7 protein-coding genes are annotated in these 22,654 nt (G+C 43.6%); 2 read left to right on the top strand and 5 right to left on the bottom strand.

The window, feature by feature from the left end; translation table 11 throughout:
• Positions 1 to 4: 4 nt before the first annotated feature.
• From D5S11_RS05740 to D5S11_RS05760, 4 genes are all read right to left on the bottom strand, one after another.
• On the bottom strand, positions 5 to 4,777 hold the full coding sequence (locus D5S11_RS05740) for a type I polyketide synthase (RefSeq protein WP_108724994.1): 4,773 nt from the start codon (positions 4,775 to 4,777) through the stop codon (positions 5 to 7).
• A complete protein-coding gene (locus D5S11_RS05745; RefSeq protein ID WP_108724995.1) occupies positions 4,777 to 17,031 on the bottom strand; it encodes an SDR family NAD(P)-dependent oxidoreductase in 12,255 nt (4,084 codons plus the stop codon). Before D5S11_RS05745 ends, D5S11_RS05740 begins: the two co-directional genes overlap by 1 nt.
• 21 nt (positions 17,032 to 17,052) lie before the next feature.
• Positions 17,053 to 19,359 (bottom strand): ACP S-malonyltransferase, encoded by a 2,307-nt coding sequence (gene fabD, locus D5S11_RS05750; protein WP_047935673.1) that lies wholly within the window; start codon positions 19,357 to 19,359, stop codon positions 17,053 to 17,055.
• A gap of 456 nt (positions 19,360 to 19,815) precedes the next feature.
• Positions 19,816 to 20,454, bottom strand: a complete 639-nt coding sequence (locus tag D5S11_RS05760) for a YkyA family protein (RefSeq protein ID WP_032864631.1) — start codon at positions 20,452 to 20,454, stop codon at positions 19,816 to 19,818.
• 244 nt (positions 20,455 to 20,698) lie between these two features.
• Between D5S11_RS05760 and D5S11_RS05765 the strand changes: the two genes are divergently transcribed.
• Both D5S11_RS05765 and def read left to right on the top strand, forming a co-directional pair.
• Positions 20,699 to 20,878 (top strand): YjcZ family sporulation protein, encoded by a 180-nt coding sequence (locus D5S11_RS05765; RefSeq protein ID WP_007409651.1) that lies wholly within the window; start codon positions 20,699 to 20,701, stop codon positions 20,876 to 20,878.
• A gap of 112 nt (positions 20,879 to 20,990) precedes the next feature.
• Positions 20,991 to 21,545: a peptide deformylase gene (gene def / locus D5S11_RS05770; protein ID WP_020955759.1), complete on the top strand. Its 555-nt coding sequence runs from the start codon at positions 20,991 to 20,993 to the stop codon at positions 21,543 to 21,545.
• A 34-nt stretch (positions 21,546 to 21,579) separates the two neighbouring features.
• On the opposite strand, the gene D5S11_RS05775 is transcribed toward def, so the two are convergent.
• Positions 21,580 to 22,353, bottom strand: a complete 774-nt coding sequence (locus D5S11_RS05775; protein ID WP_042635158.1) for a Cof-type HAD-IIB family hydrolase — start codon at positions 22,351 to 22,353, stop codon at positions 21,580 to 21,582.
• Positions 22,354 to 22,654: the final 301 nt, after the last annotated feature.

Below are 22,654 nucleotides of genomic sequence, written 5' to 3' on the forward strand. Positions count from 1 at the left end.
TAAACTAATCCTGCATACGCTCCAGCGCATAATCTGCTTCCTCCGCAGTCAGTTCGCCCGCTTTTAATTGTCTGAGGAGCTCTTTTACTCTCTCGTTCTTTCCATTGGAATCCGCTGTTGCACGAGTCTGTGCCTCCGCGGAAAACGTTTCTTTTTTACGAATGGTTACATCCTTCAAACCTGCAAGTCTTTCTCCTTGTTCATTAAGCAGCTGAATATCGTAAATAAGCTCGGATTGACCTTTTTGGCCTGTTTTACGCGCATAAGCCCAGCATTCTGCTGAAACTTTTTTCCGAATCGTAATCTCTCCTATTGAAAAAGGAACATAAACAGATGCCTCTTCTCTTCCGTCTGTAATGCCGAACAAAGATTGCAGAGCCCCATCAATTAAAGATGGATGCAATGTATAATGTTCAAGAGCATATGCGGCTTCTTTTGGCAGCAATAAGTGTGCAACCGCTTCCGTTTTTCCGCCCCATAAACGTTGAATCGGCTGAAAAGCGCGCCCATACAGGAACCCGTTTTCCCGAAAATACTCGTAACATTCATCTTGTTCACGGACAAAAGCACTTCTGTTTATCATCTCTTGTCTGTCGATGTTCTCTATATCATCATCACTGTAATGATGATCATAATCTAATTCCCCCGTCACAAATCCAGTCCTTACAGCAGCATCCTCGTCAGGTGACATGTTAAATAATATGCTGCCGTCTTTTACGGAAATGTGAGTGTAAATGGTCAGGCTCTCTTTCAAAAGCATGGCCGGTCTGGCAAATATCACGTTTTTTAAACGAGTGACCTTTTTCTTTCGATATGACCGCGTTCCCGCTGCGCATGCCATTTCAAGAAAAGCAGCTGCCGGGAGAATGCTCTTGTTTTTTACGATGTGGTCTTTTAACCAAATCTCTTTTTCTCTTAATGTCGTTTTAAAAAACTGCTGTTCCAGAGTAGATTCATTCGAATCCAGAAGCGGGTGCAGTGAAGACTGCCGCGGCAATATTTCCGGAAATTCTGCACTTTGGTTTCGAGGCACCCAGTAAGACTCCTCAGCAAATGGATATAAAGGAAGCTTGACCTTTTGCGGGGTATATTCTTCATATAACTCTCTCCATTGAATATCAGCCCCGAAAGACCATAATTTTGCAAGAAGATTCAAGTCCTTTGTCTCCATCATCACCTCGAGGAATTTATCTTTCCTCTTTTGATCATGAAAGATAAAGACTTTATCAAAATCTTTCGTAACATTCCCTTTGTATACGCCCTCCCCAATTGTTCCTTCAGTACAGAAAGTTCTCAGTTTCTCCTTTAGTTCCGGCAAATCGGAAGCTACAACAGCAAGTCTGTCTTCCATCGGTTCCCTGCATGTCTGCAATGTAAAAGCGATATCAGCTGCCGAGACCTTTGTCTCCCGCTCTGTGAATTGCAGAAGGCGCCGGGCGTATTCTTTCAGCCTGTCTTCATTTTTGGCAGAGAGAACTGCGGCAAACGGACCGCTTATTGTTTGTGTGTCCGCATGGTTTTGATATTCTTCCACAATGACATGGGCATTTGCTCCGCCCGCTCCGAACGAACTGATTGCTGCTCTCCTGTTGGAGGCGCCTGATTCTTTCCGCCACTCTTCTTCTTTCTGCTGAACGTAAAAAGGCGTCTTTTCAAATCGGATATTTTGGTTCAGCTGTTCCGAGTGAATGGATGGCGCCAATTTCTGATGCTTAAATTGTAAAAGAACTTTTGTAAGGGCTGCTATACCTGCGGCAGACTCCAGATGTCCGATATTAGACTTCACTGAACCTATGGCACAAAATTGTTTATCGTCCGTAAATTTCTCAAACGCTTTTGTCAATCCTGCAATCTCAATCGGATCTCCGAGCGAGGTACCCGTTCCGTGTGCTTCCAAGTAGCTGACGGATCGCGGACTGATGCCCGATTTCTTGAAATTTTCAGCAATCAGCTCAGCTTGTGCATTCGGATTCGGAACCGTAAATCCATTGGTTTTTCCGCCATGATTTACAGATGTTCCTTTAATCACTCCGTATATATGATCCTGATCAGCAATTGCTTTTTCCAGAGGTTTCAACAGGACGGCTCCTGAACCTTCTCCCGGGACATAGCCGTCTCCGCCCTCTCCGAAACTTCTGCACAATCCTTCGGTGGAAACAAAATTACCTTGACTCAGCCAAAGGTATTTGCTGGGGTGTATGGACACATTAACGCCGCCCGCAAGCGCAATTTCACTTTCCCCTCTTTTAATGCTCTCACATGCCAAGTGAATGGCCGTCAGCGATGATGAACACATCGTATCCAGTGCAATGCTCGGGCCGGAGAGATTAAAAAAGTATGAAACCCTGTTCGCAATAGATGAAAAGAAGGAACTGAGCGCAATCGGATTGCCCCGCGCAGTTTCTTCTGCGCCGAATAATTGATATTGTCCGTACATGGCTCCGACAAACACACCGGCTTTCATACCGTCAAGCTTCTCTTTTGTATATCCTGAATCTTCAAACGTATGCCAGGAGGTTTCGAGAAAAATTCGCTCCTGAGGGTCCATCAGCTCAGCTTCTTTATGAGAAATGTGGAAAAACAGCGGATCGAATTGATCAACACCGCTGATAAAACCGCCCCACTTACTGTTGATTTTCCCCTTCTCCATTCTGTCGGGACTGTAATTCGCTCTGAAATCCCAACGTTCCTCGGGAATTTCAATAATACAGTTTTTCCCTCCGGCAATGTTTTCCCAGAACTCCTCAAGAGTATCGGAATTCGGATATCTTCCGCTCACACCGATAATGGCAATATCCTCACCCGGCTGAACCATGCTCGGTGCAGATGTATCCTTCTGCTGCCGGTGCTGTTTTTTACTCAGATTTTCTCTTTTCTTCGGCACTCTTGTTACCGGAGCTGCCCCTGCGGCCTTAAGCACTTTTTCTTTAAAAGATGTTAGGAAGAAGTTTGAAAGCTCTTCAATGTTCTGATATTCAAAAAAGATTGTTTTTGGAAGATCCCCGAAAGTATCTTCAAGCTTTGAAATAAGTGACATGATCATAAGTGAGTTGATTCCGAATTTCTCAAAAGAGTCCTTCGCATTTATTTTATGAGCTTGGATTTTCAAGACACCGCTGATGATCTTGATTAAATAGTCATTTACTTTTTCTTTCGCAGCATGTTCCTCTTCTTCATCGTGTTCCGCCGTGAGTGTATCTTGATCTGCTGCAGCTGTATTTCTTTGAATCGAAAGCGCTTTTATCATTTTATCCCGCTTTCCTTCTGCAGGCATTAAGCTGGTAAATGAAGACCGCAGCATTTTCAGAAACGCTTCCAAAACAGAGGAAGTTCGCATCGGAGTCATTCCGTATTTTTCTTTTATTTGGTTGATTCCACTGCTGTCGAGACTCATCCCGCCATCTTTCAATAACGGCCAATTGATTGAAAGGGTTTTTCCGTTTCGGGAGAGCTGAGATCGAAGCACTGCAAAACTGTCCATAAAATGATTTGCGTACGCATAGTCACTTTGGCCGGCATTTCCGTAAGCGGAAAAAGAAGAAAAGAGAACAAAAAAATCAAGATCTTCGTCTTTTGTCAGCTCATCCAGCCAGATTGTCCCGTAAACTTTCGGTTTCAGTACGTCCGTAAAATCACTGAGACTTTTATTTACAAGAAATGAGTCACGAAGGATGCCGGCAGCATGAATGATCCCGTTTATGCTGCCGTACCGCTGTTTAACGCCGAAAATGAATCGCTCTGCCTCTGTTCGATCTGTGATGTCCGTCCGCTGATATTCAACAATAGAGCCGCTCTCATTAAGCTTACTGATCCGTTCTTTTTGATCAGCTGTTAAAAAAGAACGGCCTGTAAGTATAATCACGGCTTGGTTTTCTTTAGCGATGTGTTCCGCAAACAGCAGCCCGAGTTTTCCCGCTCCTCCGGTAATGATATATATGCCGCCTTTTTGATACGTTACAGATCCGTTGGCGTGTTCCGGAATATCAATATGCTGCAGCCCTTTCACATAACGGGTATATGAGTCTATTAAAATCTCACATTCATCCGTTTGAAAGCGCTGTATTTCACTGATTGCAGCATCCCACATCTCGGAAACCGGAGGATTTTTGTCAGAATCCTCATGGCGTATCTGTATGCTTTTCGCTTTAAGCTTAGAGCTTTCCATGTTTACCGTTTTCATGAACCCTCCGACAGCTTCATGAAACGGCTGATTCAGACCGCTTGTCCAATAAATATGCAATAACGTAACAGGTTCGTTTCTCCGCATTAAAGCTTTTGATAATAAAAAGAGCGAGTTGATCCCTCTGCGAAGAGTTTCATTAACGGATTTTTCAGTGAATTCTCTGATTTCTCCGTTCCATAAATAAAGCACGACATCAGGTGTAAATCCGTTTTCAGCCAAATCAGACAGCAGCATTTCGACATGATTTTCATCAGAAGGATTGATTGTGCATCTATTCCGTTCAATTCTATAATCAGAATCGGGCGTTACGAGAATGACACGGTTATGATCTCCATTCATCATCTCGGCATGCTGAAAAAGACGGTTATCCTGATCAAAAATCAGCATATTCCCCGGTGCCTGCTGATTCGGCATATCAATGTGATTTGTTCTTACCCAATCGTTCTTAAAAAAAATGGTTGGGGACGGAGCTTGTGATTCCGGCTCCGCCTTTTTTTCCATTTGTTCTTTTCTGTAAGTGCGAATTAGCTCCAGTCCTGCATCAGGAGACATTTGCTGTTCTTCAATTAAGGAAAGTATTTGTTTGATCTGCACTATTTTCCCTCCAGCAGCTGATAAACTTGGTCAGCAGAAAGTTCACCGTTTTTCAATTGTTCCAATAAGAAGAGAATTTCCTGATCTTCATTTTTATGACCTGCGGTTAATTCTCCCCCGGTCACTTTTCTGACAGTAAAGTCTTTCATGCTCACGGCTATTTCGCCGCTCTCGTTAATAAAATCAATGTTATACGTATAAAAACCGGTTTCTTTCACCGAAACATGGCATCGGGCAGTAAGCGCCCTCTTAATGTGAAGCTCTCTAAGTGAATAAGGAACAAATAAGCCGTCTTTCTCATTATCTCTTAACAAAAATGCCGCCGCTTGAAAACCGCCGTCAATTAATGAAGGATGAAGTGTAAAATGTGAAAACCCGTTCGCTAAATGATCCGGAAGCTCCAATTCTGCCATTAACTCCATATCACCGCGATATACGGCTTTCAACGTTTGAAAACCGCTATGATATGTCAGGCCAATACGACTGAAGCGGTGATAACACTCTTCCCGGTTTATGACCGCCTTACTGCTGCGTTTGAACTTATCAATATCGACATACTCAGGATTGCTGTTTATGTCTCCGAATACTGTTTCACTTTGTGTGCAGATTTGCTGCACGCCATCCGGCCCCTCTTTACATATCGTTACGTTCAACTTATCTTGTTTCATTTCCAAGTCGGTATAAATGTGCAGCGTTTTTCCTTTATATAATATAGGTCTGTTCCACATCACGTCTTTTATTTTAGATACTTTACTTTCTCCGCTTATTTCCGCACAAACAAGAGCCATTTCAAGCGAAGCGGCTCCTGGCAGCACATAGTCTCCTGAAACAAGATGATCAGTGACGAAAAATTCAGTTCCGGAAATAACAGTTTTAAATGCTTGTTTCTTTAATGTTGAGACATTCTCGCTGATTAATGGGTGAAGACTTTTGCTATTAACCTCGCTTTTGTTCTTTTTCGGGGTGAACCAATAACTCTCTTTTGCAAACGGATAAGTTGGCAGCGGCACTCTATTCAATTTCTTTTTGCCGATTGTCTTCCATTCAAACTCGGCTCCATTGGCCCACCATTGTGCGAGCAGCTCCTCTTTTCCGCTTTGAAGAGCCTCCTCAATCATATATTCAGAAACAGCTGTGGGCTCTTCAGTGTTTTCGCTTATAAATACGCCTTTTTGCACCCTGCTGTCATCAAGAAAGCTGACGTATTTATCTCTCAGCTCAGTCAGACTCGCTGCACATACGGCAATTCTTTCGTTCATTGCTTCCCGGCCGTTTTGCAATGTAAATTCCATGTCACTGGCATTAACGGTCATGTCACCGGCAATCACGCGATCCAAGTACTGAAGCATAAGCCGGATATACTCAAGTAATTGATCTTTGTTTTTCGCAGATAAAACAAAAATATGTGTGTTACCGTTGTTTTCCGGCACTTCTTTTTGAGGTTCCCTATATTCCTCTAAAACAATATGCGCGTTCACACCGCCGAATCCGAATGAGCTGACACCCGCTCTCCTCGGCAGATCGTTGTTCTCTTCATCTTTTATCGGATTCCACTTTTGAGCGGTTTCTGTGATATAAAATGGCGTATTTTCCAGTTTGATGTATGGATTGAGTTCTGAAAAATGGGCGAGTCCCGGAAGTTTGCGATATTTAAAAGCCAGTAACACTTTCAGCACTCCGGCTATTCCGGCAGCGGTTTCGAGATGGCCGATGTTTGTTTTCACAGACCCGATTCCGCAGCATTTCTGTTTCGCAAAAGGAATGTCCCATTCTTGATATAACGTTTTAAATGCCTTTATGATGCTGTTCACTTCAATCGGATCGCCAAGACTTGTCCCTGTGCCATGCGCTTCTATATATCCCGCAGTGGCAGGGCTGACCCCCGCCTTCCGCCAAGCTTCGGTTAATAAGTCCGCCTGAGCGTTCGGATTCGGAGCTGTCAAAGAATTGGCGCGGCCGCCGTGATTTACAGCTGACCCTTTAATCAAACCATATATATGATCACCGTCTGCCTGTGCTTTGCTGAGCGGCTTAAGCAATACTGCAGCCGCCCCTTCACTCCTTACATAGCCGTCAGCGCTTTTATCGAACGTTTTGCACTTTCCGTCTTTGGAAAGCATACCTGCTTTATCAAAAGCTATAAACAGAGTAGGGCTTGTCATAATATGCACTCCGCCTGCAATCGCCATTTCAAAATCGCCTCTTTGAATCCCCTCAGCCGCACGATGGAGTGCAACTAACGAACTTGAACAGGCAGTGTCAATCGGTTCGCTCGGACCCGTCAGGTTCAGCTGGTAAGAAATACGATTTGCCAATATACAATGATTTAAACCGGTTGCGGTCTGCGCCTGAACAGAGACACCATTTTCATTCAGACGTTCAGCATAATCCGTTGTGGCGACCCCTGCAAACACCGCGGTTTTCGTCCCTGCCAAATCAGACGGCTTATATCCCGCATCTTCTATTGTTTTCCATACAGTCTCCATAAAAATTCTTTGCTGGGGATCCATTAATTCTGCTTCGGCGGGAGAAATCCCGAAAAACAACGGATCAAAACTGTCCGCGCCTTTGATAAATCCGCCTTTTTTTATTTTTGTTCTATTGACGTCCCTGATCGGATCGCCGTCAAACTCTTTCCAGTTCCAACGGTCTTCAGGAATGTCTGTAATCATACCCCGCCCTTTTTCAATTCCTTCCCAAAAGTCTTCCAGCGTATCTGTTTGGGGGAAACGGCCGCTTATTCCCACTATTGCAACCGGCTCATTCATATGTCTTTCCTCTTGCCTGGTTTTGTTTTCAGGCTCAGGGGAATGTTCATAAGATTCCGGCGGAGGCGTGCTGTACAATGTTTTTTCGTCAGCTGCAGAAAAAGATTCTGTCTCAGCAAAAAGGATTTCTCCGTATTGCTCGATTACATAATCAGTCATTTCAGCCAGTGAATTGCATTCAAAGAAAATGGACGGCAATAATTCCGTACCATATTGTTGATTGATTTCATTTCCGAGTCTGGTAAACGTAATAGAATCAAATCCGTACTCGCCGAATGAAGTCTCTTCTTCTATTTCCTTTCTGTCAATCTTCAAAATACTTGACATCATCTTTGCGATGCCCTCAATCAGATTTTCTCTCCGGTCTTTCGCCGCAGATTCATCTGAAGAAAAAGAACCGCAGAGATGAAGCTCCTCGGAATACTCACTCTTTAAAAACTCAAGAAGTTCATTAAAATCAGTAAGACCGAAAAAATCTGACGGCATCATTGATATTCCTAAAGTTTCGTTTAATTCGTTGCCCAGCATTGTAAACATAATTGAATCAAATCCGTATTCACTTATCGGCAGTTCAAAATCAAATTCCCGTTCTTCAATTTTTAATACGCCGGTGATGATGCGTGTCAAAGTGCTTTTTAAAGATTCAGTTATTGACAGCTCTTTCGGTTCGTGATTTTCGTCGGCGATTGCCGGATCACTTTTTCCGCTGTCAATCGTTATCATTCGTTCCAGCTTTAATTCATTACCGCTAAATACCATTATTTGATGTTCACACCCTGTCATTGCTTGATCAAATGCTGCAAGGCCTTCCCGTTTTACCAGAGGCAGCATTCCGAAACGGTCATAAAGGAACTTCTCTGAATGAATATCAATTTGCATACCGCCTTCTTTCCATAAAGGCCAATTAATCGAGACTGTTTTTCCAGGTTTATTTTCCGCCGCTCTCATTTCCGCAAAATAATCCATAAACCGGTTTGCATAAGCATAATCAGTTTGTCCGGCATTCCCGATTATTGCGCTGATAGATGAAAACATAACAAAAAAGTCCAGAGGTTCTCTGTCTGTATACCGGTCAAGCCATATTGTTCCGTAAACCTTGCTGGCCAAAACTGAATCGAGATCCTCTTCACGCTTATTGATGAGTAATGAATCTTTTATCACACCGGCGCTGTGAATAATTCCTTTAACAGGACCTAATTTGTTTTTGACGAGTTTTATCAGGTTATTGACATTTTCCTTATCAGAAATATCGGTTCTTACATAAAAAACCTCTGATCCGTTTTTTTCGAGCTCTTTTACATTGCTTACGGCTTCCTCAGAAAGCTCTGACCTGCCGATAAGGACAAGTTTTATTCTCCCTTTTCGCACAAGATGTCTGGCGAAAATCAGTCCCAGACCGCCTGTTCCTCCTGTAATGAGGTAAACTCCCCCTTCTTTTACTTCCATCTTTTCGGGGGGCTCGGCACTTTCAATTTCTGCAGAGTGCTTTACCTGCCTGATTCCATCTCTGTATCTGATTTCTGAAGTATCATCGCTGATGATTGTTTCTTTCACAAGGTTTTTTAATTCAGGCAGACCGGTGTTCAGCTGTAACTGAATTTCGTCGCTGTGTATTTCAATATTTTTACCGGACAACATAGGATGTTCTAAATGAAGCGACCTAAAAAAGCCGCTGATTGCCATTTGATAAGGTAAGATTTGATTTTCCCTTGTGAAAAATACATGTGATATCAGGATTTTATGTCTTGGGATTGTTGCTAACAGAGCTTTCGTTACATTGAAAACCGGCAAAACAGCCTCTTCCAGCTTTTCACGAATGTTCTGCTCAATTCCCGTTTCAGGGCTCATCCCGATTAAAATGACGCGGTCAATTGTCACTTGTCTTTCTTTAAGAATCGCCAGCAATTTCTTATAGCCGTCAAGTTTGACGCTGTTCAATTCAAAGGAATCAGCTTCTTTTTCTTGAAAACTGCCGCCATGGCGGACAAAGATCATGTTCAGGCCGATATCTTTATATGCCTGGCGGATCAGCGGTTCTGATATATCCCGACGGAGTGAAATCACAAGGCAGCTGTTTAAACCGCTGGCTTCAGGCTGATGAAGCATAGGGGCCCGCTTCCACATATCTGTGTAATACTTAACTGAATGCCGCTCATCCTGAGTCTGCGGTGCAGCCCTTAATGCCTTCAACGCTAAGTTTTTTATTTTAAGACTTACAGATCCGTTTTCATCCATAAATAGTATATGAAACCTTTTGACATCATCATGTTGTCTTTCATCGGCAGCTGTAATATAAGCAAAGCCGTTTGCCGAAGGTGCGTGAAGAATCTCCAGCTCACCTAATTCAAAAGGCAAATATGCGGTGTGATCGTCTTGCTGACTGGACGTAAACCCTGTTGTGGATTGAAAAATGCCATCCAATAAACACGGTTCCAGCAGCGTGCCGGATTTTTTATGAATGCTCTCAGGAAGTGATATTCGTGCAAGAACAGCATTTTCATGGATAAACAGCTGTTTTATTACCTGAAAACTGGTTCCATAGTCCAAACCGCTCTGCCGGAAATCCCTGTAACATTCAGCGCCGCTGATTAATCTTTTCTGTCCGGTTAACCAGCTGTCCAATTGAAAACGCTCTGTATGAGAGGCATCTTGATCTCCGCATGTGGTAATGTTTCCTTGGCAGTGAACTGCCGCTTCAGGTTGCATATCGGTTTTCACCACAAATCTGCCGTCTTTTTGATTCGGCAGCAGATCTATCATTATCGTCTTTTCTTTTTCAACGGTTATCGGAACCGCCCATACAACCTGACTCAGTTTTATGACTGATTTTCCGTACAGCCTCTCTCCCGCTTCTCTGGCCGCTTCGATGATTGCCGCTCCGGGCAGAACCGTTTTCCCATGCACAACATGGTCTTTTACATAATATTCAGAATCAGAAAGCGTTTTATAAAATCGGCACTCACCTGCTGAAAAATCAAATAAAGGAGCTGTACCGGCTGCTGATGTTGTTTGCGCCTTATTTGACACCCACAGTCTGTTTTTTAAGAAAGGGTAAGTCGGCAGGGCAATTTTTCTCGGTTTTCTGCCGGTGCGGAAATCTTCCCAGCTTAAATTGCCTCCTGATACCCAAAATTCAGCCATTTCGGTTAATCTGGTGCCGCCGGATTTGAGCGGAAGATCCGATTGCTGCTGTCTGCGTTTATGATTCGGTTTTTTCCCTCTAAATATTTCGTGATCGTCAATTCCATTATAAAAGTGATTTAATTTCAACATCAGATCATCGATATTATTTGAAATGACAGCAAGCCTTTCCGGCATGGCTTCACGCCCTTCAAGAAGGGTATACGCAATATCAGAAAGGTGAAGCGGCTTGTTTGTTCCCGCTTGCTGTAAAAACTCGCCCTGCTTATGACGGGCCTTTTGAAGATATTCCTCCAGCTGTTTTGCTGATTCCCGTAAACTCAGTGAATGCTTGGCTGAGAGTACGATAAGTTCCTCACTTTCCTCACGCCTCGTATGACAGTCAGCAGCAGACTCATACTCTTCCACAAGGATATGAGCATTTGCCCCGCCCGCTCCGAAAGAACTTAATCCCGCACGCCGCGGATATTTGCTGTCAGAATGTTTTTCATTCGCGGGTTTTATCCAGTCGGCGGTTTCCTGCTGGAGGCAAAAAGGTGTCTCTTCCAGATAAAGATCCGGATGCACCCGTTCAGCATGCAGTGTTGCGGCTATTTTTTTATACTTCATTTGTAAGATAATCTTTGTCAGGCCGGCAATACCCGCGGCCGCTTCCAGGTGGCCGATGTTAGATTTAATCGATCCGAGAGAGCAATATGAAACATCTTCGGTATAAGCTCTAAACGCCTTGGTCAGGCCTCGGACTTCAATCGGGTCACCCAGCGGCGTTCCCGTGCCGTGGGCTTCAATAAAGCTGACACTTCTGGCGCTCCAACCGGCCGCTTTAAGAGCTCCTTGAATTAAATCCGCCTGTGCGGCAGGATTAGGCACCGTATAGCCATTTGTCTTTCCGCCATGATTAATTGCCGTTCCTTTAATGACGGCGTACACAGTATCATTATCACGTATGGCATCTTTAAGCGGTTTAAGAATAACGGCCCCTACACCTTCCCCGGGCACGAAACCGTCGCCGCCTTCTCCAAAACTTCTGCATTTTCCCGATTTTGAAAGCATCCCCATCTGACACCTGTATAAATAGTCAGAAGGATGAAGATATAAATTTACTCCTCCCGCAACCGCAACCGAGCACTCACCCTTTGTTAAACTTTGGCAAGCCATGTGAATTGCCGTTAAGGATGAAGAACAAGCTGTATCTACAGGGACACTGGGACCTGTAAAGTCAAATGTGTAAGACACTCTGTTCGCGAGAGACCATGGGAACGAATTTGGAAGTACATCGTTTTTGTCCGTCGGTATTCTTTCGCCGAGCAGCTTGTAAGAATTGGTCGTCACTCCCGCAAATACACCGACATGTTTTTCGGTCTGCTTTCTCAACCCTTCAATGGTATATCCCGAATCTTCAAATGCTTTCCACACGGTTTCGAGAAATATTCGTTCCTGAGGATCCATCGCTTCTGCTTCTCTCGGCGATATTTGGAAAAACAAAGAATCAAATGATTCAGCATTCTTTAAAAATCCGCCCCATTTGCAATAAATTTTCCCCTCATGCGCTTTAGCGGGGTCTGGATCATAGTAGGTCTCATAATTCCATCGTTCTTTCGGAATTTCTGTGATTGCGGTTCTCTCTTTTGATAGAAGCTCCCACAATTCTTCGATATTTTCAGCCCCGGGATAACGGCCGCTGATACCGATTACCGCTATCCCGTCAAGATGTTCTTTTTCCTCCGCCGCAGGTGCAGTGATGTTTTGTTCCGGCCTGGCGGGGGTAATGCTCTGAATCTGTTTTCCTTTTTCCTCCCGTGAAAATAAACGCCCCAGCCGATCCGGATATTCCTTTACAAGATGATCTGCTAAATCTCTGATTGTATGAAATTCAAATAAAAGCGTTTTCGAAATTGCTCCCAGTGACTGCTCCAGCTTTGTGTTGCATTGATGAATCATAACCGAATCCATTCCATATTCAGCCAGATGCACATCTTGATCGATCTCTTCCCGTTCTGCACCGATCTCAGAGGAGATGATATTGGTTAAAAACAAAACTGTCTGATCCAAAATATCGCCTTGAGCCAAAGGAATGGCACTGCCTGTCTCTGTTTCGTCCGTCAAAAATCTCTGCCGCATAAATTGTTCAAAGCGCTCATGATCACCGCAGACTGCAATATTATGCAGCTGACACGAAGTTACAATCCGCGAAAACCATTGCGTTCCGTCTTCAGCAGGAAGTTCTTCGAGCCCGGAACCATGAAAAAGAGACGTCCGCCCTTGACCTGACAGGTTCGCCCCCATTCCGATGTCTTGCCATAAAGGCCAATTGATTGTCAGCGTGCGGCCGCTGCGCAGAGAATTTTGCCGTTTCTGTTCCCGATATTCGGCAAAATGATCTAAAAAGCCGTTTGCATATGCATAATCACATTGGCCTTCGTTCCCTGCAATAGAGACGACTGAAGAAAAAACGGCGAAAAAATCCAATTCGAGCGACCTCGTTGCATGATCAAGATTCAATGCACCATGAACTTTCGGAGCCATCACCTCTGAAAGTTCATGCTTTGTTTTTCGAAAAAGCAGCGAGTCTCTGATAACTCCTGCACAATGAATGACGCCATGAAGACCTGCATGCTGATCGGTAATACCGTCAATCATTTTTTTTACCGCTTCTTTATCGGATATATTCGCCTGTATATAATAAACCTTGGCTTTAAAGCTGTTCAGGTATTCTAAATGTTTCTGCTTATCTTCGTTTAAAACAGATCGCCCCGATAGGATAATGGTGGATCTTTCAGTTTTCGCGCAATATTCAGCGACTTTACTGCCAATCCCCCCGAATCCCCCTGTAATTAAATACACTTTATCCTTTTCAGGGTATTGAATGGTCTTTCTGTTTGTTTCTCTCTGCTTCACTAACATCCGTGCATATCTTACGCAGCCTCTGTAAGTGATATGAATATGCCGATCAGGCGCTGTGTTTATTTCTTTATAAAGAATGTCAGCCCTTTCTGAAAATGAAACGGATGCAGAATCATGTTCAAAGCAAACCGTCTTACAATGCAGCTGCGGGTATTCTTGTTTTACCGATTTTAAAAAACCGTTCACACCTTCAAAATACGGCAATTTTTCTTTTTGATCTGCGCTGAATGTATAAATGAACGTTACTTTGTTTATAAGGTTCTCGCTGATTAAAGCCTTAGTCAGATAAAACACGGAATAAATTCCTGATTCGAGTGTTTCTTCCAGTTCAGGCTGTTTTTCAGACCACGTATGCAAAATTGCATCGGGCGCTGCGCCTTTTTCCTTCAACAGACGAATGACACTTTGATAATCTTCGGGACGCTGCCTGTTGATCGTGAAAACACTGTCGCTTATCTGCTCTAAACGGTCACCGGGCATAATAAGATATGCGGACGTATTCTCTCTTTTTTTCAGCTCTTCAAAATAGTCTTTGTTTCCGGAGAACAACAAAATAGAACAGGCTTGTCCGCTGCCCGCTTCATTCTCAATTGCGGTTTCTTTCCATACCGGCGTATAAAGTGCCTGATTCTTCTTTTCTGAAAAAGCCGCGTCTGATTTTACCGGCTGAGGGTTTAAAGAAAATTGAGAGCGCTCAAACGGATAAGGCGGAAGCGGGGCTTTTCTTTTATGATAGTCACCTAGTTTCGCCCATTCAATCTCTTCTCCTGAAAGCCACATTTGCATAAATGAATGATATAGAGCCTCATCGGCTGGTTTGTCCGCTTCAAAAGCAGCCGCTTTGTTTAGTTTTGCTGATGGAGGGAGCGATCCGAATTGAAAAACTGAAAAATCAGAAATATTCACATCCGGCTCCGTTCCCTTTTCTTCCGTGTGAAGCGGCATATGGTCAGCTATCTCCTGAGACACGGCATCCATTTGATTGTATTCTGTCATCAACGGAAAACGAGTTTTATCATAAAAACCTGCCGGCTGCTCATTAATACAAGCAACAGCCTGTTTAATTCCGTCTTGCTTTTTCAATAACATGCTCAGAAAAAGTTCTTTAGACAAGATTCCTTCATCCAGTAAATTTAATATTTCCAGAACATAATCATTATTAAAGAATCCATCATAATCTGTTAAATCCCATCTCTTATACAGTCTTCTCATAGAGGCAAGGATAGCCATGATCGCCGCTTCCTCATCAGCCGGCAATGCGTTTCTTTTATCCGCCGTGCGATTCACAATATAAGATAAAATCTCGATTTCCTGAGTCTTTCCCGCTTTATCCCACTCTTCTAAAAACCCTTTAAACGTATATTGGTGCTCAAGAAGCAGCCGTGTTTTCCCGTACAGGCGGTCTGCAAAATCAGCCTGGAAGCTCAGACCGTTCAGCAGCATCCTTACATATTCTTCATTTAATCGAACCGGCGGGTACGTTTTTGAAGTGTACGGATTGACAAATGGAATGGACGGCGGCTCACAGGATATGTGCGAAAGTTTTTCAGCGCCTGTGATGACAGAAATGGCCTTTTCAATTTTGATGATATCCGCTGCTGCAAGAGCGACGTAATATCCGTCTCCGGCGCCTGTAATGAGGCTTGGCTTAAAACCGGATGCCAGGATACTTTTTATGATTTCCGTATTGATAACTAAAGAATACAAGCGGATTTTCTCAGGCGTCCATTTTCTTTTAAATGAACTGTGCAATGTTGGTATACCCTTCAGCACCGGCCTTACTTTCTTTTCTAAATCAGGGAACACCCGTTTCAAAACGGCAAATTGTTTATAACTTTCCCATTTGAAGTCACCGATGGCAAGCGCCCATTCAGAACCTTGTTTCCTCCGAAAACTTAATCCCTCTTTAAGCTGATTTTTAAATTCCTCCTTGCTGCCTGCCAATAAACCAGCCCTGTAATCAAACGATGTCCTTGTTAAAAGGGTGCTGCTGATCACTTCATTTGATATTTTGCAAAATTCCTCTGAATCGTCAGCAAAGGTTCTCCAATGATGTATCATTTGTTTCATGCTTTCTTCACTTTTAGCGGAAAAAAGGAAGGGTATCCTTCCTTTTCTATCAGATTCGTCTTTTGTATGTATAAATTCTTCGATGATGACGTGAGAGTTGACACCCCCAAAACCGAAGGAGCTGATTCCCGCCCTGAGCGGAGCCCCGTCTGCCGCCTTCCAATCACTTGAATCAAGCGCCGGCCTAAACGGTGTTTTTTCAAACTGTATAATTGGATTTACCGTATGTACATTCAGGCTTTTCGGCACCCTCCGGTGTTTCATCATCATTAGAACTTTTATCAATCCGGCCATTCCCGCCGCTGCTTCTGTATGACCGATATTTGTTTTCACACTTCCGATCCTGCAATATTGAGTATCCTCAGTATATTGCCGATACGCTTTTGTCAATGCTTCTATTTCTATCGGATCGCCCAGAGATGTACCTGTGCCATGTGCTTCTACATAAGAAACCGTCGCAGCATCGACAGCAGCGTTGTGTAAAGCTTCTGAGATGACCCGGCACTGCGCTTCTGCTCTGGGAGCGGTTATGGAACGGGATTTACCGCCATGATTAACAGCTGTCCCTTTTATGATCCCGTATATATGGTGACCGGCTTTTACTGCATCACCAAGGCGCTGCAGCAATACAACGCCTGCCCCTTCTCCGGGAACGTACCCGTTCGCTGCTGCGTCAAAGGTTTTACATTTGCCGTCAGGACTCAGCATTCTGGCTTTGGAAAAAGAAATATATTTTCCGGGTTGGAAATTCAAGTTTACTCCCGATGCGATTGCATAATCGCTTTCTTTTGTCCGCAATGACTTAACCGCTTCATGTAAAGCAACAAGCGATGATGCACAAGCGGCATTTACAGACATGCTTTTTCCGGTCAAACCGAATGTGTATGAAAGCCGGTTGGAAAGCATAGCTTCGAAACTTCCTAAACAGGCATAACTGTCGATTTCCGATTCAGCATGACCTGTCTGCCGGTAGTCAGAATTCATAATACCCGCAAAAACAGAAGTGGTTTTACGCTGGAGATCCTGCAAAGAAACCCCGGAATCTTCGATGCACCGCCAAGTTTCTTCTAAAAGGATTCTTTGCTCAGGATCCATGTTTTTCGCTTCCCGGGGAGAGATATTAAAAAACTTATGATCGAAATGGTCAGCTTTATGAATAAAACCTCCCCACTTGCTGATTGTTTTGTTCGGTATACTGATATCAGCTGAATAATAAAGATCGGGATCCCACCGTTCAATCGGCACTTCCCGGATGGAATCTTTGCCGCTATTTATGTTTTCCCAGAATTCATGATAATGATCTGCATCGGGGAATCTGCAAGCAACCCCGATTATCGCGATATCCGCACTCTGTTTATTCAAATGAACCATTGGCCTCCACCCGCCCCTTCTTTAGTGTAGAAATAACGTATCCAATCTGCGCCTTAGCAGACTTTCGGTCTCATTCATCAATTTTTCACCAATGTCATCGACATGTCTGTTTCTCCATGATTCCAAATCCGTGCCCTTTACCCAATGATTAAAAGCGCCTAAAGACGGGCCGCAATGAACTTGGAAATTCACCTTTTGTTCTTCCTGCCCTTCCAAAGCAAGCAGACATCCTCTCTGCAAATACCACTTAAATAGTAACAGCATCTTATATTTTTGATTGCGCTCAGCTTTTTGGGCGAGGTTCGGCTGTTTTTCTATTAAGCTTTCGTAGATTTCATCAAAAGTTTTGTTAAAATAATCATTTTCGAGCTGAATCTTTGTCTTTTCATCTATCTCACTCAAAGACTCATATTGTTGGTAGATTTGAAATAATTTATTTGCCCTGACCGGAAACAGCGTGCCCTTTTTCAGCACCTGAACTTTTGTTCCGAACTCAAACAGAGTCTCCGAAGGCGCATAAGCAGTATCGCATATTCCTGTCTCACTCAGCATTTCTTTAACAAAACCGCTTGTTTCGGCTTCAACTGTACATTGATTAATGGATCCCGTCATAATAAAATCAGCGCCCATTAAAAAAGCAGACGCGGCAGACTCGGGAGTCCCGATTCCTCCCGCAGCCCCGATCCTTATCTTCCTTGCGTATTTGTGTGTTTCCATCATTTCATCCCGCAGGTTAACAAAAAACGGCAGCATCGCTGGCAATGAGCCCTGTTCAGTATTACTTCCGCAATCTGCTTCAATAATGATATCGTCTGCTGCCGGAATACGGCTGAGCCACTCCGCCTGCTCTTCCGTCAGCATACCGTGCTGACACATTCTCTTTACGATACTTTGAGGAGGCGGACTCAGAAATGCGGCCGCAACTTCCGGCCGTGAAACTTTGGCAATGATCCGATTATGAGGTATGACCCTGCCGCTTTTGTCTATCTTCAACTGATGCGCTTTGTAATAAATTAATGGTGCGCTGACAGAAAGATACGAAGACGCTTCTATTACTCGTACGTCATGCTTGATATATAAATCTATCAATTCCTTTTCTCTATCTTGATGATCCGGCTCAAATCGCAGATTCATTCCGTAGGGCTGGCCATTTTTGAGTGTCTTCTTAATAGAAATAAGGGCCTGTTCAATTTCCCTTATAGGTAAACCCGCTGTGCCAAAGAACCCCAGCATTCCTTTCTTCCCGAGGCGGATCAGCATTTCAGCGGAAGAGATCCCTCTATGCATCCCACCTGCCAAATACGCGTATGTCAAACCGTAATCTTCTTTGAAAGATTGATCACCCAATCGGGACACCGGTGAAGCTGCACCGCTCTCTATATTTTCAGCCAAGAGGCTATGCTCTTTCCCGCTTTCCGAATTGTCCTTGTTCCCTTCAGAAAAAAAGAGACTGTCTTCCGGCGCACTGATAGTAAGCGGTTCCTCATCTCTTTGTATGGTTTGAATTAATTTAGTCAGAATGTTGCCAGGACCGATCTCTTCAAACAGAGTGACGCCTTGTCCCATTAGATACCTGATGCTTTCAGTCCATTTTACCGAGTTTGTTATTTGTTCAATTAAATTCCGTTTGATATCTTCTTGTTTATAAGGTCTTGCCGTATAGTTGGAAATGACCGGGAAATTCAATTCAGAAAAATGAAACTCCTCGATAAATTCCGCAAATTCACGCTGTGCACTTTCCATGAAACGAGAATGAAAAGCTCCGCCGACTTGCAATACGATATAAGCTTTCGCCCCTTCTTTTTCAAAAAAAGAGGCTGCCCGCTTTATCTCTTCTGCAGCCCCTGCTATCACAATTTGTGAAGATGTATTGTAATTGGCGATATCTATTTGGCCGAGTTCATACTTTTGAAGTATTTTTTTTATGTGATGCTCATCCAGTCCGATCACGGCAGCCATTCCGCCCTCGGAAGCCTCACTCATTAACTCGCCTCTTTTAGCAACCAGCCGGAGACCTGTTTCAAAATTAAAAACGCCGGCCGCAAAAAGCGCAGTATATTCACCAAGACTATGTCCTGCAACAGCATCAGGGCGGGTATGACCTTCTTTTAAACCCTTTAAATATTGCAGTGCGCTCACTGTATAAATTGCAGGCTGTGTATACTTCGTATCAGTCAGCCTCTCTTTTTCATCTGAAAGGCATAAATCCTTTATGGAGTATCCTAAAATATGATCTGCCTTTTTAATGAGCTCACTGAATTCATCGAATAAGTCTCTGCCCATTCCTTTAAACTGCGCTCCCTGTCCAGGAAAGACGTAAGCAAGCATTTGTTTTCCTCCTGTTCCGTATTTCTGCCGTTTCTTTTCGTTCCGATTTTGATTAACGTTTTTCACTTCAATTTTAAAATTGTCGTTTACTCTCAGCACCCTTACTTAATAAGCATTACTAAGCAAAATAAAAAAACCTTTATGCCGGATAAAGGTTTAAAAGCAAAAAGCATGTACAAATATCATATCGCCGTAAATATAAATAGATAGAATTTTCTGATAATTAAAATCACATTTTCATTCTGTTTTATATATATCAATATAATAAAAACATTCCAACGTGCCGAAACAACGATTGGTTTTATGTGAATATTTCCCTAAATAAATATTATACCATGATTTACTTGTTGTCAATGGGAAACACACGTATATACCAATTCTTCAGCCGCCTTTTTACAGGCGGCTGAACTCGGTTGTTATCAGTTCATCAGCCCATGCCGATATGCCTTCACTATACTATTTGCGGAATAATAGTTCTTTCTCTTTGTTGTAGTCTTTAGTAAATTGATTGAACTCATCTGCTTGTTTATGCACCTTTTCGTAAACTGAGTTTACTTTGCTGATTTGCTCTTCCAGCTGCGCTAATGTGAGCTTTTTATCTTTAATCAGCTTATAAAGGTCCTTATCAAGTGATATGGCTTTTTCGTACTTTTTGTACAAAAGATCATAAGATGCATACCTTTTCCCCATTAAAGCGACAGCATGCCCGGCTTTTTCTTTTACTTTCTTATCCTTTATTTCTTGAGAAGTTTTTTTTGCGGATTCAAACGCTTTTTTTGAATCATCAATACTGTCTTTTTCTGCTTTCAGATGTTTTTTTCGCTGATTTGCATTGCTCAGAGCCTGATCAGACAGTGTGACAATTTTCTGGTAATCATCCATATTCAGTTTAACCGCGCTGTCGTATAGCTGATGCTCTTTTTTCTCCAATTTTTCTAATGTTTTCTGCTCTTTTTGAAACGGTTTTTCCGCTTGAACGGCTTTTTCCATCGAGTCATGAAGCGATTCAACCGGATCTTTTCCCCCGCAGCCGGCAAGCAGCATACTTGCGGCGCCGAGCGCTCCGATTCCTGCTAATACCTTTTTCTGAATCATATTCACTTAGAATCCCCCAATCTTGACAATTTCCACTATAGAAGCCCAGACGCTTTTTGACAATAGCTGAGCTGTAATTGGCATGACCGTGTAAAGACGCTTACGGTGCTTTCAAAGAATACTTGCGTAAAAAATTGAGAAAACAGGGCGGATGACCATACATCTTTTTGGCTTTTACATAGTTTATAGTAGACGCCGGCCCTGCTGACAGAGGGTCAGCGTAATTAAAAGAGGAGGTTTTTTTATGTACGGATATGGATTTGGCGGCGGATTTGGCGGCGGTTGCTGCGGCGGCGGATATGGTTATGGCGGCGGTTACGGTTACGGCTGCGGCGGCGGATACGGCCGCACATTCGCATTAATCGTCGTATTGTTTATCTTATTAATCATCGTCGGTGCCGCTTATTTAGGCTGCGGCTGCTGACCTTATACACCATGAACATCGGCCGGCCTGCTATGGCCGGCCAATTGTTTCATTGCGCCGCGATAAAGAAATTCGCTATAATTTACATATTAAGCTTTAGGAGTGAAGTTTCTTGATTACTATGGAAAATATTGTACGAGACGGACATCCCGCGCTCAGAGAGATCGCTGAAGAGGTTCAGCTTCCCGCTTCTGACGAAGAAAAACAGCATCTTGCTGATATGATTGAGTTTGTGAAAAACAGCCAAGATCCTGAATTAGCCGAGAAATACAAGCTTCGTCCGGGCGTCGGTCTTGCCGCTCCCCAAACAGACGTAAAAAAACGGATGATCGCCGTCCATGCAGAAGATGCGAAAGGCACTTTATACAGCTATGCTCTTTTTAACCCTAAGATCGTCAGCCACTCAGTGGAAAAAAGCTACTTGACGAGCGGAGAAGGCTGCCTGTCGGTAGACGAACCCATTCCCGGCTATGTGCCGCGCTACGCCCGCATCCGCGTAAAGGCGGTGACGCTTGAAGGAGAACAGATTGACATCCGCCTCAAAGGTTTTCCGGCCATCGTGTTTCAGCACGAAATCGATCATCTGAACGGCGTGATGTTTTACGACCATATCGATAAAGAAAATCCGTTCAAAGAACCTGAAAACGCCATTGCCATTGACCGTTAAAAATAACCGGCACTTCCCAAAGTGCCGGTTTTCTTTATTTCAAAAGGCCCAGTTCTTTGACGGCCCAGCTGATTCCTTCCTCATCCACCGGCTTTGTGACGAAATCAGCGGCAGCTTTTAATTCCGGAACCGCATTTCCCATCGCCACCCCGGTGCCGACAAAACGGATCATCTCAAGATCATTTAGTCCGTCGCCGAATGCATAAGTGTCACTTACGCCGTACGGAAGCCGCTCAAGCACTCTTTTAATGCCTTCCGCTTTTGAACCGCCTTTCGGAAGCACATCCGTTGACAATTCATGCCAGCGGACGTAATCAAACTCCGGAAAAGCGACATATGCTTTTTCTTCATGTCCGCGGCAGAATAAAAGCAGCTGATAAATTTCTTTTCCTTTATAAAATGTTTCATCAACTTCGGGATAAGGCGCTTTCAGACTGCCGATTCCTTCCGAGACGTGCGGATGTCCGGGGACGGTCGTTTTCATCGTGTCTTCCGCCATAAATACGACGGGGTGCTCCCCTTCTGCCGCCTGCTTTAATAAACGCGCAACCGCATCTTCAGGAAGCGGATTTTTATAAATGACCTCACCTTCAAATACGACATACTGGCCGTTGTATGAAATAAATGATTCAATCTCAAGCTCTTCCAGAATCGGTTTTACCATAAACGGGGACCTTCCGCTGGCGATAAAAACGTGATGGCCAGCCTCTTTAAGCGCCGTCACGGCGTTTCTTGCGCTATCGGGAATATGTTTATCATGGTCATAGATCGTGCCGTCAATATCAAAAAAGATCAGTTTTGGATTCATGTCAATTTCTCCTTTTTCCCGTTTATCAGTCGTGTCTTTTTCAATATCATCATACAGAAAGTTTTTCTTCCGGAAAACCGCCTTGATGAAATTCCAGTTTTACCCACGAAAACAAATTCATTTTTTCCGCATACTACTGCTATAAAAGGCTTTAAAGGAGGTATACGATGCTGCGCCGATTACGGAAGAAACTCAGAAGACAGTGGGGCGGAATGCTCCGGAAAAAAGTCATCGCGTAGAAGGGATCTTTCGGTTTTTGAAAGTCCCTTTTTTGCTCGAGACTTTCCTTATAATCCGTTTT

The organism is Bacillus sp. L75 (assembly GCF_003676355.1).
In the GTDB taxonomy this organism is placed as follows: domain Bacteria; phylum Bacillota; class Bacilli; order Bacillales; family Bacillaceae; genus Bacillus; species Bacillus velezensis.

What these genes read in the sequence shown, in the direction of transcription:
- D5S11_RS05745 (WP_108724995.1), bottom strand. Translation starts at nt 17,031, where the DNA reads ATGGTTCATTTGAATAAACAGAGTGCGGATATCGCGATAATCGGGGTT.
- fabD (WP_047935673.1), bottom strand. Translation starts at nt 19,359, where the DNA reads ATGCTTGCTTACGTCTTTCCTGGACAGGGAGCGCAGTTTAAAGGAATG.
- D5S11_RS05760 (WP_032864631.1), bottom strand. Translation starts at nt 20,454, where the DNA reads ATGATTCAGAAAAAGGTATTAGCAGGAATCGGAGCGCTCGGCGCCGCA.
- D5S11_RS05765 (WP_007409651.1), top strand. Translation starts at nt 20,699, where the DNA reads ATGTACGGATATGGATTTGGCGGCGGATTTGGCGGCGGTTGCTGCGGC.
- D5S11_RS05775 (WP_042635158.1), bottom strand. Translation starts at nt 22,353, where the DNA reads ATGAATCCAAAACTGATCTTTTTTGATATTGACGGCACGATCTATGAC.